The organism is Frigoribacterium sp. VKM Ac-2530 (assembly GCF_015350835.1).
Taxonomy (GTDB): domain Bacteria; phylum Actinomycetota; class Actinomycetes; order Actinomycetales; family Microbacteriaceae; genus Frigoribacterium.
In genome coordinates, this window is the sequence record NZ_JADKSE010000001.1 from 1712703 (window position 1) to 1727348 (window position 14646).

Below are 14646 nucleotides of genomic sequence, written 5' to 3' on the forward strand. Positions count from 1 at the left end.
CGCGGGCGCCACTCCAGGGCCAGAGGGCGTAGCCGCGAAGTGCATCGCGCTCGGTTCTCTCCTCTTCTCCGATCAAAGAACATCAGGGCAGTGAACCGCATCCACATCGGTGGGTTCCCGTGCACTGGACCACGACTCAGAAAGCTGGACGCATGACCCAGATAGATGTCCGAAGCATCGAGATGCTGCGGCAGACCGGAGGACAGCAGACACGCATTCTTGCTGGCGTTGACCTGAGCGTCTCCCCGGGCGAATTCGTCGCTCTCGAGGGTCCGTCGGGTGCCGGCAAGACGAGTCTGCTCAGCTGCCTCGCGGGGCTCGACAGGCCGACCCGGGGGGTCGTCGCGCTCGACGGTGTCGATCTCCGCACACTCTCGCCGCGCCGCCTAGCGGATCTGCGGTCACACAGCGTGGGCCTGATCCAGCAACACGACAACGTCTTCTCGTCCTTGTCCGTCGCCGAGAACGTCGAGCTCCCGGCACGCATCCGCCGTGGCCGCCTGACGCGCAGCGAGATCGGGGCTGCCCTGGATGCGGTCGGGCTGCGAGACCGTGCCAAGGCCCGCCCCGCCGAGCTCTCGGGCGGCGAGAGGCAACGAGTGGCAGTTGCACGGTGCATCGCCAATCGTGCACGGCTCATCCTCGCAGACGAACCGACCGAGTCCCTCGACCGGGCGAACGCCCGTCAGGTCATCGCTCTGCTCCGGGACCAGGCGGCCCGCGGGTGCACCGTGGTCATGGTCACCCATGACGGCGAGGCCGCAGCGGCCGCCTCCCGGCGAGTGCGACTCGAACAGGGCCAGATCGTGAGCGACCTGCGATGACCCTGCTCCTGCTCCTGCACCGCACTGTGTCGGCGCCCCGGGTCATCGCCGCCGAGCTGCTGACCACGGCGACATCCGTGGCCGTCTTCTCCCTCATGCTCCACGCATTCCAGGAACGAGAGGCCAGCATCCCGTCCATGACCGACGAGTCGGGCGAAGCTACGCTCGTCACCATCACCACCGTCGCGGTGATCGCCGTCATCACCGCGACCACACGAAGCATCCACGACGCCGGACGCCCAGCCCTCCTCGCGCTCACCACCCTCGGCACCCCACCCGCCGCCGTGGCCTGGACCTACGCCGCACGCTCGGCCTTGATCGCGACATGCGGGGCGATCCTCGCCGGGACGGTCGTCGTCCCGGCCCTGGCACCGGTCACCTCACACGCCTACGTCGCCCTGCTCGGCGGCGCCGAGGAGACCGCCCACGCCTCGGCCGGCGACCTGGTCGGGACCGTGGTCACCACATCGATCGCGGTGGCCGGTCTGGCGTTCGTGTCGGCATTGGGCGTGGCTGGTCGTGCGAGCCGCGAACTGCCCGCAGCAGCAGCCCGCCGCATCGTCCGACGCCGACGGGCATCGGCAGCCCTGCGCGTGACCACGGCGATCGCCTCGCTGGCGCTCCTGCTCATCCCCATCGCACTGTTCGCCCTGCTGCCCGATGACAGGGACGAGATGGGTGACATGCCGAACAGCGACTGGGTAGTGGCTTTCATGGGGGCGTCGTTGGTGGCAGGGATCATCTGTCTCGCGGCCCTCATGCCCCTCATCGCGTCTGCGACCGTCCGTGCCATCGGATGGGTCGTCCCCCGGGGCGGCCTCATCTGGCACCTCGCCCGCCACGTCGCCCTCGAGCGGGCAGGCGTGACCGCGGCCTATTCATCAGCCATAGCCCTCGTCGTCGGGTCGGTCGCGCTGACCCAGGCCACCTTCGACATCGTCCAGATGCTCTCCTTCGAGCTGTCCACCTCCATCGGGGCCGAATGGCTCAACATCGCCTCGACCCTCGGACCCATGATCGCCGTGAGCCTGTCCGGTGGCGTCGCCGCCGCACTCGTCGCCTCCCGACATGATGCACGCGACTGGGTGGCACTCGCCGGGATCGGCATGAAGCCACGACAAGCGCGGCTCCTCCCCGTCGCCCAGGCCCTGATCCAGACCATGGCTGCAGGAGGTCCCGCCGTCGTGTTCGCGATGGTCATGCTCGCTGGCGGCGTCGGTCTCGCACAAGCGACCGAGACACCCCTCACCCTGGCGACCCCTGACCTCCGACCGGCAGGAGCAGCACTGCTCCTCTGCTTCACCATCACCCTCGCCATCTCAGCCCGCCGACTACCAGACGCCCTCGGACGAGGAACCGGAGCAGGAGGCCGCCTCCTCCTGTGACCAGTGGACCCCGTCGAGTCCTCCTCGATCCACCGTGCAGAACCGTCACCCGTGCACGACCGAGCCGCCCGACGGAGTGCACTGTGCCGACTCGACCCGTCGGAACAGGCAAGTCGACGTGGTGGAGCCCGACCGGTGCCCCAGAGGACGACGTCCGACGCATCCGGCACAGCGACGAGGAAGGGGAGGTCGCGCAGCCGCGGCCCTGCCCACGCTGACCTAGGCTCGCGGCATGGACCAGGGACGACGCACTCCTCCGCGCGCACGGACTCGCCTCGCCGGGCGCACCGCGGCCGTGGTGGCGGCCGCCGCCGCCGCGACGGCGCTGGTCGTCGTGCTCGCCAGCTGCGCGGCAGCCGCCCCGCCCGCGACGAGCGGAGCAGCCGCCGCAGGCGGTGCAGGCGCAGCGCCCTCAGGGGCGACCGGTGCTGCCGACCCGGCCCGCGCCTCCGGCGCCGACCTCTGGCCCACCGGAGCCGGCTTCGACTATCAGCTCGGCGGCACCTCCCCCGTGCCCGACGGCGTGACGGTCGTCGCCCGCGACAGCACCGACGAGCCCGCCGGCGCCGGGTTCGACATCTGCTACGTGAACGGGTTCCAGACGCAGCCCGGCGCGGTCTGGCCCGAGTCCCTGCTGCTGCACGACGCCTCCGGCGGGCTTCTCGTCGACCCCGGCTGGCCGGACGAGCACCTCTTCGACACCTCCACAGCCGAGGCCAGGGAGGCGCTGGCCGAGCTGCAGGCGCCGGTCATCGACGGCTGCGCGGCGGCCGGCTTCGACGCGGTCGAGTTCGACAACCTCGACTCGTACAGCCGCTCCGACGGCGCCCTCGACCTCGACGACGCGGTCGCCTTCGCGACGCTGCTCGTCGAGCGCACCCACCAGGCCGGCCTCGCCGCCGGCCAGAAGAACACCGCCGAGCTGGAGGCGCGCGGCCGCGACGAGATCGGCTTCGACTTCGCCGTCGTCGAGGAGTGCGACCTGTACTCCGAGTGCGGGTCCTTCACGGACGTGTACGGCGACCACGTGCTCGCGGTCGAGTACACGGACGACCTGCGCGACACCGTCGCGGGGCTCTGCGCCCGGGCGACGACGCCGCGCAGCACCGTCGTGCGCGACCGCGACCTGGTGCCGGCCGACGACCCCGGGTACTCGTTCGCTCGCTGCTGAGCCGGCTACGCCTCGCGCGTGATCTCCACGGTCACGAACAGCGACGACGCGCCCGACCCCGCGTACACCCCGCGCAGCGGCGGCACGTCGCGGTAGTCGCGGCCGTGGCCGACGACCACGTGACGGTCGCCGATGTCGATCAGGTTGGTGGGGTCGTAGCCGTGCCACGCGCCGCAGAACCACTCGATCCAGGCGTGCGACTCTCCCGTGACGGTCTCGCGCAGCTCGGCCGACGGCCGGGGGTGCAGGTACCCGCTGACGTACCGCGCCGGGATCCCCGCCGCGCGGAGCGCCCCCACGGTCACGTGCGCGATGTCTTGGCAGACCCCGGCCCGGGCGGCCCAGCTCTCGGCGGCCGTCGTCTTCACGTTGGTGACCCCGGGCAGGTACCGGACCGCACCTCCCACCCTCTGGCAGATCTCCATCGCGGTCGAGCAGGGCGAGGTCGACGCCCCCTTCGCCTCGAGGGCCAGGTCGACCAGGTCGGCCGGCGGCGCCGTCAACGGCGTCTGCTCGAGGTGCTCGACGAACTGGGCGGTGGCGCCGGCGACGCGGGCGAGGTCGTCCCAGCCCGTCGTCGTCTCGGGGTGCAGCACCGGCCGCAGCTCGACGGTCGACGTCGCCGTGAGCGACAGCTGCCGGTGCGGCAGCAGCACCTCGAAGGCCGACACCCGCGTGCCCCAGTAGTCGACGTACTCGTGGGTGCCCGCGGCCGGGTCGATGCGGAGGTGCGACGACAGCACGAACTGCCCCTCGGCGTGCGCCGGCAGCATGCGCGCCTCGTTGTAGCTCGCGACGGCCTCGCCGGCGTAGGAGAAGCCGGTGTGGTGGCGGATCCGCAGCCGGCTCACGATCGCTCACCGACCCACGTCGGCGCCGCGCTGGTCGGGAAGTACCGCTGCCGGATGGCCTCGGAGGCGGCGCTCGTCGCGGCCTGGACGGCGTCCATCTGGGCCGGCAGGTCGTCGAGGATGTCGCCGATCGGCCGGAACTCGAGCTCGCTGCGCATCTGCCCGAGGATCCGCACTCCGCCGTCGGTCGCGATCACCCGCCCGTTCGACGGCTCGACCTCGCGGAGGCACGCCTCGGCGCGGCTGACCGCGAACATCACGCTGCGCGGGAACAACCGGTCGAGCAGCAGGAACTCCGCCGCGTTGCGGGCGCTCGGCACGCCCCGGTAGGTGCGCAGGTAGGCCTCGTAGGCGCCGCACGAGCGGAGGATCGTCGTCCACGACGGCCCCGACGCCTCGGTCAGCGTGCGCGTCGCGAGCAGCCGCGCCGTCATGTCGGCGCGCTCGATCGACCGGCCCAGGGTGAAGAACTGCCATACCTCGTCGCGGCTCGTCGCGCTCTCGATGATGCCGACGGCGAGCGCGCTGCGCTCCCGCACCCAGGCGAAGAACTCGTGCACCTTGTCGCCCGCGACCTTGCGCGGCATGCGGGCGCGGGTCGTGTTGAGGCACTCCCACAGCTCGGTCGAGACGATCTCGCGGGCCCGCCGGGCGTTCTCGCGGGCCGCGCCGAGCGAGTACGCGATGGAGGCCGGGTCGTGCCGGTCGACGGCCAGCCGCGCGAGCACGTCGCCCCGCGTCAGCGGCACGTCGGAGGCGGCCTCGCTGCCCATCACGGAGAGGAGGCTGCGGCAGGCGGTGTCCTCGTCGATCCACGGGTCCTCGAGCAGCAGCTGCAGGTGCACGTCGAGGATGCGGGCCGTCCCGTCGGACCGCTCGATGTAGCGGCCGATCCAGAAGAGGCTCTCGGCGATGCGGCTCAGCATGGTCGTCCTTCGGTCGTGGTGGCGGGTCTCGCCCGCTGTTGCTGTTGCTGTTGCTGCTGCTGGGCCTGCTGGTCGTTGCGGGGGTCGTCCTGCGGGGCGTGGTCGGGCGTGTGGTCGGCGGCCGCCGCTGCTGCCGCTGCCGCCGCCTCCGGCGTGATGACCGGGATCGACTGCGTCGGCGTCGTCTGCTCCGCGATGAGGGCGCTCACGTCGTGGCCTGCCCAGGCCGCCACGTCGCCGCCGACGATCCAGGTGTCCTTCGACCCGCCTCCCTGGCTGCTGTTCACGACGAGCTGGCCCGCGGGCAGGGCCACGCGCGTCAGCCCGCCGGGCAGCACCCAGACGTCGTCGCCGTCGTGCACGGCGAACGGCCGGAGGTCGGCGTGGCGGGGCTGCAGGCCGTCGTCGACGAGGGTGGGGATGGTGCTCAGCTGCACGACTGGCTGAGCGATCCAGCCACGCGGGTCCTGCCGCAGGCGGGTGCGGAGCTCGTCCAGCTCGCGTCGGCTCGCGGCCGGCCCCACGACGAGGCCCTTGCCGCCGGAGCCGTCGACGGGCTTGACGACGAGCTCGTCGAGGCGGTCGAGCACCTCCTCGAGGGCGCCGGGATCCTCGAGGCGCCAGGTGCGCACGTTCGGCAGCAGCGCCTCCTCGCCCAGGTAGTAGCGGATGAGCTCGGGCAGGTACGTGTAGACGAGCTTGTCGTCGGCGACGCCGTTGCCGACCGCGTTCGCGATGGTGACGGTGCCGAGGCGCGCGGCCATCAGCAGGCCGGGCGAGCCGAGCACCGAGTCGGCACGGAACTGCAGCGGGTCGAGGAACTCGTCGTCGACCCGGCGGTAGATCACGTCGACCCGCTCGGGGCCGCCCGTCGTGCGCATGAAGACGCGGCCGCCCGAGCAGTAGAGGTCGCGGCCCTCGACGAGCTCGACGCCCATCAGCCGGGCCAGCAGGGTGTGCTCGTAGTAGGCCGAGTTGAACACCCCGGGGGTCAGCACGACCACCGTCGGCTCGTCGACGCCCGACGGCGCGCTCTTCTTGAGGGCAGCGAGGAGGCGGGCGGGATAGTCGCCCACGGGGCGCACCTTCATCGAGACGAAGAGCTCGGGCAGCGTCTGTGCCATCACCCGCCGGTTCGAGATCACGTAGCTGACGCCGCTGGGCACGCGGACGTTGTCCTCGAGGACGCACCAGGCACCGGCCTCGTCACGGATCAGGTCGATGCCGCTGACCTGGATGCGCACGCCGTTCGCGGGGTCGATGCCCGCGGCCTGGCGGTGGAAGTGGCTCGAGCTCGTGATGAGCCCCGCGGGGATCACCCCGTCGGCGACGGCGCGCTGCGGCCCGTAGACGTCGGCGAGGAACGCCTCCAGCGCCTTGACCCGCTGCTTCACGCCCTTCTCGACGTCCAGCCACTCGTCGTGCTCGATCACGCGGGGCACGGCGTCGAGGGGGAACGGACGCTCCTCGCCGGCGAAGTCGAAGGTGACGCCCTGCGCGAGGTACGAGTCGGCGAGGGCCGCGGTGCGGCCGCGCAGGTCGTCCTGCGTCATGCCCTCGAGCGTCGCGTGGATCTCCTGGTAGGCCCGGCGGACCTCGCGGTCGGACGCGAACATCTCGTCCCAGGCGGGCGCCGGCTGCCTCGCGGCGGAGCCCCGGGCCGGGGTCGCCGCGGCGTAGCGGTCGAAGAGGTCTGCCATGGCTCGACGCTACTGACGGGGTGTTGCCAGGGTGTTTCCGGGCGGTTGCGGGCGGGGACGGGGCTCCGGGCGGCGCCGGTCGGGGCCCGGTCGGGGCCCGACCGGGGCCAGGTCGGGGCCCGGTCGGGGCTTGGCCGGGGCCGGTCGGGGCCCGGTCCGGCCGCCGAGCGAGTTCTCGGCGGTCTCATCCGCACGGGCGAGACGCCGCACAGGCGCGGGGACTACCGTCGACGCAACACGTCAACGTTCCCTGGGAGGACCCATGAGTTTCCGATTCTTGCTCATCGCCATCATCGCGTTCATCGCCTACACCTTCGGCGCGAAGGCCGGGCACGGTCGCTACAAGCAGATCTCGGGCTACGTCGGCTCGTTCTGGAACGACCCCCAGGTCAAGAAGGCGCGCAAGAGCGCCAAGAAGAACGTCGCCGTCGCCCGCAAGGCCGCGATCAAGAAGGCCAAGAAGGCCTCGCGCTGACCTGAGCACGCGTACGTCGACGAGGCCCGTCCCGCTGAGCGGGGCGGGCCTCGTCGTGCGCGCGGCGGGCGCCGCCAGGGCGTCCGGACCCGCCGAACCCGCGCACACCCTCGTGCGCGCCGACGGGTGCGCGCGGGTTCGGCGGGTGCGGCCGCAGGGGCGCCACGGCGGCGGGCGCCGCAGGCGCTGGGGGCGCTGCCGTAGCGTGGGCGGATGATCCCCGACGCGTCCTCGGCCGGTGACGACCGCCTCCTCGTGGTGCCGGAGCCCGTGCTCGCCGCGGCCGACGGCGACACCGTCACGCCGGTGTGGCTGAACGAGGCAGGAGGCGTGACGTACCGCCTCGGGGACGGTCCCGACCGGCGGTTCGCCAAGTGGGCGCCGCACGGCAGCGGGCTCGACCTGCACGCCGAGGAGATGCGCCTGCGCTGGGCCGTCGAGCACGCCGTCGTGCCGCGGGTCCTCGAGATCGGCAGCGACGACGAGGGCGACCACCTCGTGACCGCGGGGCTGCCCGGCCGGAGCGCCGTCGACCTGCGCTGGGTGCGAGACCCGGAGCGTGCGGTGCGGGCGGCGGGGCACGGGCTCCGCGTGCTGCACGACGCCTTGCCGGTGGACGACTGCCCGTTCAGCTGGTCGGTGGAGGACAGGGTCGCGACGAGTGCACGGGCGCGCACCGCGCCTCCGTCGTCGCACCCCGACTCGCTGGGGCCGGCCCCCGAGGTCGACCGGCTCGTGGTCTGCCACGGCGACGCGTGCGTGCCGAACACGCTGCTGCTCGACGACGGGACGTGGTCGGGCCACGTCGACCTCGACGCGCTCGGGGTCGCCGACCGCTGGGCCGACATCGCCGTCGCGACGATGAGCCTGGAGTGGAACTACGGCCCCGGCTGGGACGCCGTCTGGCTCGACGCCTACGGGATCGACCCCGACCCGGTGCGGACCGCCTTCTACCGCGGGCTCTGGAACGCGACCTGAGGTGCAGCGGGCGCTCGGGCGGCCCCGGGGCGTCAGGCGGCGGTGCGCCGTGCTCGCCAGCGGCGGGCGAGGTCGCGACCGTAGAGCACGGCGGCGACGTAGTGCCCGACGAGCCCGAGCAGCAGCACGAAGCTGCTCACGACGACGAGCAGCTGGCCGAGCGCCTCGGGGCCGTCCCCGCCCTCGGAGCCGCGCCACTGGGCCACGACCGCGACGCCGACGAGCAGCATCAGCAGGCCGACGAAGATCAGCGCGGTGCGGACCTTGCCCACCCACGTCACGGGGAAGGAGGCGCCCCCGAACGCGATCAGCGCGATCAGGCTCAGCACCACGTCGGGCAGCAGGATCAGCACGAACACCGGCCAGCTGAGCAGCCCGCCCAGCCAGAAGGCCAGCACCACGACGATGACGGTGAGCCGATCGGCCACCGGGTCGAGCCAGGCGCCCAGCTCGGAGGTGGTGTGGGTGCGGCGCGCGACGAAGCCGTCGACGAAGTCGGTGAGGAACACGACCGCGATGACGACCATCGACGACCAGTAGTGCTCGCCGACGATGAGCACGACGAAGACCGGCAGCAGGAGGAGGCGGAGGGCCGTGATCGCGTTCGGCACGGTCCGCCACTCGTCGGTGCGGAAGAGGCGGTCGACGAGCTGCACGGGGGCTCCTGGGTCAGGGGGGCGGGGCGGCGACGATCCGGGTCGGGCGTCCTGACGATCCTAGGCGGCGGCTCGCAGCGCCGGGTCGGAGCGGAAGACGGCGGCCGTCAGTAGCCGTAGTCCTCGAGGGTGCCCGGCGACGTGTCGCCGTCGACGAACGCGTAGCAGAGGACCTCGCGGTCGCCCTCGGCCCAGCTCTGCTCGGTGGGGGTCAGGTAGCCGTACTCGACCACCGAGTCGTCCCAGGGGATGCCGACGAACGACTCGAACTCGGCGTAGCAGCCCTCGTCCGCGAACGCCGTCATCGCCTCGAGGCCGGGCCAGCCGGGCTGCGTGGCGTCGACGGTCGCGTAGGCCTCGTTGTCGTGCTCCTCGTCGCACGGCTGATAGACGACGCCGTCGATGTCGCCTGACCCCCTGGCCGCGCCCTCACCGAAGCCGAAGCACTCGCCCACCCTGATGTCGAAGGCCGAGATGTCGGGGGTGCCCCCGGTCGTGCCGGAGCCGCTGCCCGCCTCGTCCGGGTCGCGCTGGACGCCCTGGTCGTCGGCGTCGCCGCCGGTCGTGCCGGGACCGTCGCTCGGCGAGGTCGACGCCGATGCGAGCTCCGCCGCCGAGTGCGCAACGGCGACCGCGGCAGCGGTGCCGCCCGCCAGCACGAGGAGGCCGGCGGCGACGATGCCTCCGATCAGGAGACCCTTGCGACGGCGCGGCGGCCGGGCGGACGGAGCGGACCAGGTGGAGCCGGGCGCGGTCGACGTGTACGGCGCGTACGGCGTGGGCGCCGTCGCGTGGGGATCGGGCGCGGCCGTCGCGTAGGGCGCGGGCGCCGGCGCGCCGAACGCGGCCGGGCCGGGGATCGCGGGAGGAGCGGAACGGGACGCGCGCGTGAACGGGGCGTCCGCCTCCTGCGCGCCGATCGCCTCGACCCACCGCCAGACGGAGGCGACGACCGCGGTCGCGACGACCGGGGCCTCGGCCTGCAGCGGCACGGCCAGGAACTCGCGACGGCGCTCGCCCGGAGGGGTCTCGCCGCCCTGGTCGGCCCAGAGGCCCGCGACGAACCAGGAGGCGCCGTCGTCGGCGAGGTCGAGGAACGCGCGGTGGCCGAGACGGACCCGGACCGCCCCACGCGGGTCGGCCGAGTACGCGGACGGGACGACGACGATCTCGGCCCCCGTCAGCTCGTGGCGCAGCAGGCCGGCCAGGCGCTCGAGGTCGGCGGGCGTGGGAGGGATCGACGGCGACACGGGCTGCTCCTGACGGGCGGGGCCGGGTGCGACGGCTCCTCGACGGCGGACCGGGTGCGTCCGCCGGGAGGATCGTATCCCGCCCCGCCGACCTCGGACAGGCCTCGATCGGGGGCGGACGCACGACGGCGTGCGCCCTGCAGGTGCGGGGCGCACGCCGTGGCGTGTCAGGCGGTGCTGGAGCAGCGTGCCGGCTCCCGTGAGGCGAGCGGGCACCGGAGGCACGGAGGGCGCCCCGAGGTCAGCGCGAGACGGACTCGAGCGTCGGGTAGTCGGTGTAGCCGGTCGCCCCGTCGGCGTAGAACGTGGCCGGGTTCGGCTCGTTCAGCTCGGTCTCGCGCTCCCAGCGGGCGACGAGGTCGGGGTTCGCGATGGCCATGCGGCCCACGGCGACGGCGTCGGCGTGGCCGTTCTCGACCAGGTCCTTCGCCTCGGCCAGGTCGGTGACCGTGCCGAAGCCGCTGTTGAGCACGACCGCCTGGCCGAAGCGGCGGCGGAGGCGCTGGACGAGCTCGCCGCGGGGGTCGGAGTGCAGCACGCTCATGTAGGCGAGGCCGAGGGGGGCGAGGCCGTCCATCAGGGCGTCGTAGGTCGCGGTCACGTCGTCGAGGTCGGTCTCGACGACGTCCTGGATGTTGTGCATCGGCGAGATGCGGATGCCGACGCGGCCGGCGCCGATCGCGGCGGAGACGGCCTCGGCCACCTCGATGCCGAGGCGGGCGCGCGCGGCGGGGCTGCCGCCGTACTCGTCGGTGCGGACGTTCGAGACGGGCGAGAGGAACTCGTGCAGCAGGTAGCCGTTGGCGCTGTGCAGCTCGACGCCGTCGAGGCCGGCCTCGAGGACGGCGCGCTTCGAGGCGGTGACGAAGTCCTGCACGGTCTGGCGCACCTCCTCGGTGGTGAGGGCGTGCGGCACCGGGTAGGCGGCCTTGCCGGAGGGCACGTGCAGCTGGCCGTCGATGGCGACGGCGCTCGGGCCGACGATCCGCTCGGTGCCGGTGACGTCGGGGTGCGAGACGCGGCCGGCGTGCATCACCTGCATGACGATGGTGCCGCCCTTGGCGTGCACCTCGTCGGCGACGCGCTTCCAGCCGGCGACCTGCTCGTCGGTGACGATGCCGGGCTGGCCGGTGTAGCCCTTGCCCTCCTGGGTCGGGTAGGTGCCCTCGGTGACGATCATGCCGAGGGTGGCCCGCTGGCCGTAGTGCTCGACCACGATGTCGCCGGGCACGTCGCCCGCGTCGGCGCGGGTGCGGGTCAGCGGCGCCATGGTGACGCGGTTCGAGAGGACGAGGTCGCCGAGGACGGCGGAGGAGAAGAGATCCACGAAGGGGTCCTTTCCGGTGGGGAGGGAGGAGGTGGCCGCGTCGCCTCGCGACGCGTCAGGAAGAGTGCCCGTCGTCGCGCACCTGCGACCCAACCCGGGTCACGGCACGCTCATTCCGCCGGACGGGCACGGGGGAGGGAGTTCTCAGGAACGCAGTCCGGGAAGCAGCCCGGGGAGCGGTCAGCCGGTGAAGGCGGCGTGCACCGCGGCGATGTCGTCGCCGCCGTGCCCTCGGTCGGAGGCCGTGCCGTACAGGCCGGCCAGCGCCTCCAGCAGGGAGGTGTCGAACCCGGCGTCGGCGGCGGTCGCCGCCTCGCGCATCAGCGAGACGTCCTTGCGGAGGCCGTCGAGCGCGAACTGCGCGGGGTACTCGCCGGCGATCATGCTGGCGCCCTTGAGGTGCGCGTAGGGGGTGTCGGCCTGCCCGCCCTCGATCGCGTCGAGGAACAGCTGCGGGTCGAGACCGAGCGTCCGGGTCAGCGCCAGCGACTGGGCGGTCGCGGCGGTGACGGACGCGATCCACGCGTTGGCGGCGAGCTTCAGCGCCGTGCCCTGGCCGACCGACTCGCCTGCGGTGATCGTCTTCGCGCCCATCGCGTCGAGCACGGGCTGCACCCGCGACAGGAGATCGGGGGCACCGGCCGCCAGCATGACCAGCTTCCCGGTCTCGGCGGGCTTCTTGGTGCCCAGCATCATCGCCTCGACCAGCGGCACGCCGCGCTCGGCGGCGAGGTCGACGACCCGAGCGGTGTCGGCGGCGCCGATCGTGCTCGCCTGGACCCAGACGGGGCCGTCGGCCGAGGTGCCGGGGGCGGTGGTCGCGTCGGAGGCGGCGGTCGCGTCGGCCGCGGAGGTCGCGTCACGCAGCACGCTGAGCACGGCCTCGCCGTCGAACAGCACCGTGACGACGACCTCGGCCCCGTCGACCGCCTCGCGGGCGGTGTCGACGACGGTCGCCCCGACGCCGGCGAGCGGCTCGGCCTTGTCGCCGGTGCGGTTCCACGCCGTGACGTCGTGCCCCTCGCGCAGGAGCGTCCCGACGACGCCCTGCCCCATGATCCCCGTGCCCAGCACCGCGACCTTCATGCCTGCTCCTCGCCTGCGGCCGGGCGTCTCGCCGGGCCGCGTCGTCGTCGTGTTCGTGTTCTCCGGCACCTCGCGCTCGGCGCCTCGGCGGGCCTGCGCACCGCCGGGGTCGACCGTACGCCCGGCCGCCGACACCGGACCCGGGAAGCGCACCGCACCTCCTGCAGCCGCTCTCGGGAGGCGTCACGCGCCTCCTGCAGCTGTTCTCAGGAGGCGTCATGCGCCTGCTCGACGCCCGTGCGAGGCGGGGGCCGGGTCAGTCGATCGCGTCCGACCCGAGGGGGTCGCGTCGGATCGCGCGGCGGACCCGCTCGACGACCGACGGGGTCGGCGGCTCGTTGTAGGTGCCGGCCTCCTCCTGGCCGCTCAGGCGCTGGATCGCGGCCATCACCTCGTCCGTCGCGTGCCGGCGAGCGCGGCCCGACTTGGCGTCGCCGTGGTGCGAGAGGTCGATCGGCTCGCCGAACTCGACGGTGAAGCGACGGAGGCGCGGCACGGTCGTGCCGACCGGCTGCAGCTCCTGGGTGCCCGTCAGCGCGACGGGCACGACCGGGGCGCCGCTCGTGAGCGCCAGCCACGCGACCCCGGTCCGGCCCTTGTACAGGCGGCCGTCGAGCGATCGGGTGCCCTCGGGGTAGATCGCGAAGGCGTGCCCCTCGGTGAGGCGGCCCAGGCCGAGGTCGAGCGCCTGCTGGGCGGCGGCGCCCGCTCCCCGCTCGACGCCGATGGCGCCGATGCCCGAGAAGAACGACCGGCTGAGCCGCCCCTTGAAGCCGGTGCCCGTGAAGTAGGCGTTCTTGGCGAGGAACGAGACCTCGCGCGGGGCCATGAGCGTGATCACGACGCTGTCCATGAACGAGAGGTGGTTGCTCGCGAGGATGACGGCGCCGCGGCGGGGGACGTTGCGCCGCCCGATGACCCTGGGGCGCCAGAGCAGCCGGACGAGGGGCACGAGCACGACGCGGCTGAGGAAGGTGAGCACGGCACCACTGTGGCGCAGACCGCATGCCGGGCGGGGCATGCGAGGCGCCGGGCGCCGCTCTTCGGGCACGTCGCCGGGCCTGCCGGCCGGCCGTCGGCCGTGCCGGTCGCGACCCCGAGAAAGCGAGATCGACTCACCCTTTTGCCGCCTCATCGTGCGGGACGGGTGGCGGGACGAGGCCGTCCGCCTCGCCCGCTGTCGCCCGGTGCGGGGACAACGGGTGTCCTCCTCAGGGAGGATTGCGGCCCATCCGAGCTCCTCCCTAGGCTCGCCGCGTGGGGACTGGACGAGGTACAGGAGCGCAGCGGGGGCTGACGCTCGACGACGGACGACGGGCGCAGGGCGACCTCGTCGAGGGGCCGCTCGACGGACTGCTGCCGCTGCCGGCGGGTCGCGTGCGGCGGGCCGCCTGGCTGCTCGCCCCCGTCTGGCACGTCGGCTTCGCCGTGCTCTCCGTGCTCGGCGCGGTCCACGCCGGCCATGTCGGCACCGTGGCCCCGCTCGCCGCGACCGTGCTCTACGCGACCGCCGGGGCGCTCTTCGCCGCGGTGGCCGCGACGCTCGTCGCCCTGCGCGTGCAGGGGACCCGAGGAGGCGCGGTGCCGCTGGTCCCGGTGCGTGCGGCCTACCTGACCACGCCCCTGGCGAGCGCGATGCTGCTCTCGGCCGCGTACGTGACCCGACTGGGCGGCGGGCCCTTCCTCGGCGGGTTCGGCGCGATGATCGCCCTCACCGTCGCGCTCGTGATGCTCGCCCAGCGGACGACGGAGCTGCGGCTCGGGTCGGCCGGGCCCGTCTCAGAGCGACGGACGCCGACAGCACCGGTCGCCGTGGTGCCTGCACCTGCTGTACCTCCGGGCGTCCCTTCCGAGCTGGCTGCCCCGCGCCGCTGATCTCCCGCCACGACTCCTCCGCCCCGACGCGGCCGTTCACGCGCGAGCCTGGTGCCTCGTGCGACGCGAACGGGAACGGCTCCGAGCCGGCCGCCGGGGCCGCGCTCGTCGTCGGCGTCGGGCGAGAACTTGGGGCGGTGGC

General features: G+C 73.4%; 14 protein-coding genes. 6 read left to right on the forward strand and 8 right to left on the reverse strand.

Features of this window, described 5'->3' with window-relative positions; genetic code table 11:
* The first annotated feature begins 152 nt into the window (after positions 1-152).
* The 3 genes from ITJ48_RS08055 to ITJ48_RS08065 all read left to right on the forward strand — a co-directional run bounded on the left by ITJ48_RS08055 (position 153) and on the right by ITJ48_RS08065 (position 3380).
* Positions 153-824: an ABC transporter ATP-binding protein gene (locus tag ITJ48_RS08055; RefSeq protein WP_194613097.1), complete on the forward strand. Its 672-nt coding sequence runs from the start codon at positions 153-155 to the stop codon at positions 822-824.
* Positions 821-2209 carry a hypothetical protein gene (locus ITJ48_RS08060; RefSeq protein WP_194613098.1) on the forward strand — a complete coding sequence of 463 codons (1389 nt, stop codon included), beginning with the start codon at positions 821-823 and terminating at the stop codon, positions 2207-2209. The genes ITJ48_RS08055 and ITJ48_RS08060 overlap by 4 nt, the downstream gene beginning before the upstream one ends.
* Positions 2210-2441: 232 nt before the next feature.
* Positions 2442-3380 (forward strand): endo alpha-1,4 polygalactosaminidase, encoded by a 939-nt coding sequence (locus tag ITJ48_RS08065; protein ID WP_194613099.1) that lies wholly within the window; start codon positions 2442-2444, stop codon positions 3378-3380.
* Positions 3381-3385: 5 nt separating this feature from the next.
* Here the strand turns inward: ITJ48_RS08065 and ITJ48_RS08070 are convergent, their stop codons facing one another.
* The 3 genes from ITJ48_RS08070 to ITJ48_RS08080 are packed head-to-tail and all read right to left on the reverse strand — an operon-like array spanning position 3386 to position 6857.
* Complete coding sequence (locus ITJ48_RS08070; protein WP_123547111.1) at positions 3386-4231, reverse strand: transglutaminase family protein; 846 nt, start codon at positions 4229-4231, stop codon at positions 3386-3388.
* Positions 4228-5157 (reverse strand): alpha-E domain-containing protein, encoded by a 930-nt coding sequence (locus ITJ48_RS08075; RefSeq protein WP_194613100.1) that lies wholly within the window; start codon positions 5155-5157, stop codon positions 4228-4230. Before ITJ48_RS08075 ends, ITJ48_RS08070 begins: the two co-directional genes overlap by 4 nt.
* Positions 5151-6857: a circularly permuted type 2 ATP-grasp protein gene (locus tag ITJ48_RS08080; RefSeq protein WP_194613101.1), complete on the reverse strand. Its 1707-nt coding sequence runs from the start codon at positions 6855-6857 to the stop codon at positions 5151-5153. The genes ITJ48_RS08075 and ITJ48_RS08080 overlap by 7 nt, the downstream gene beginning before the upstream one ends.
* A gap of 262 nt (positions 6858-7119) precedes the next feature.
* On the opposite strand from ITJ48_RS08080, the gene ITJ48_RS08085 reads away from it, so the two are divergent.
* Both ITJ48_RS08085 and ITJ48_RS08090 read left to right on the forward strand, forming a co-directional pair.
* Positions 7120-7332 (forward strand): hypothetical protein, encoded by a 213-nt coding sequence (locus tag ITJ48_RS08085; protein ID WP_123547114.1) that lies wholly within the window; start codon positions 7120-7122, stop codon positions 7330-7332.
* 213 nt (positions 7333-7545) lie between these two features.
* Positions 7546-8310: an aminoglycoside 3'-phosphotransferase gene (locus ITJ48_RS08090; RefSeq protein WP_194613102.1), complete on the forward strand. Its 765-nt coding sequence runs from the start codon at positions 7546-7548 to the stop codon at positions 8308-8310.
* 32 nt (positions 8311-8342) lie between these two features.
* Here ITJ48_RS08090 and ITJ48_RS08095 read toward each other — a convergent pair whose 3' ends face one another.
* From ITJ48_RS08095 to ITJ48_RS08115, 5 genes are all read right to left on the reverse strand, one after another.
* Positions 8343-8966, reverse strand: a complete 624-nt coding sequence (locus tag ITJ48_RS08095; RefSeq protein WP_194613103.1) for a CDP-alcohol phosphatidyltransferase family protein — start codon at positions 8964-8966, stop codon at positions 8343-8345.
* A 107-nt stretch (positions 8967-9073) separates the two neighbouring features.
* Positions 9074-10216 carry a septum formation family protein gene (locus ITJ48_RS16670; protein ID WP_194613104.1) on the reverse strand — a complete coding sequence of 381 codons (1143 nt, stop codon included), beginning with the start codon at positions 10214-10216 and terminating at the stop codon, positions 9074-9076.
* A gap of 241 nt (positions 10217-10457) precedes the next feature.
* On the reverse strand, positions 10458-11543 hold the full coding sequence (locus tag ITJ48_RS08105) for an alkene reductase (protein ID WP_192170293.1): 1086 nt from the start codon (positions 11541-11543) through the stop codon (positions 10458-10460).
* Between the two features lie 180 nt (positions 11544-11723).
* Entirely contained in the window at positions 11724-12782 is a 1059-nt protein-coding gene (locus tag ITJ48_RS08110) for an NAD(P)-dependent oxidoreductase (RefSeq protein ID WP_370544835.1), read from the reverse strand.
* A gap of 103 nt (positions 12783-12885) precedes the next feature.
* On the reverse strand, positions 12886-13650 hold the full coding sequence (locus ITJ48_RS08115) for a 1-acyl-sn-glycerol-3-phosphate acyltransferase (protein WP_194613105.1): 765 nt from the start codon (positions 13648-13650) through the stop codon (positions 12886-12888).
* A 236-nt stretch (positions 13651-13886) separates the two neighbouring features.
* On the opposite strand from ITJ48_RS08115, the gene ITJ48_RS08120 reads away from it, so the two are divergent.
* Positions 13887-14504: a hypothetical protein gene (locus tag ITJ48_RS08120; RefSeq protein ID WP_194613106.1), complete on the forward strand. Its 618-nt coding sequence runs from the start codon at positions 13887-13889 to the stop codon at positions 14502-14504.
* Positions 14505-14646 lie beyond the last annotated feature (142 nt).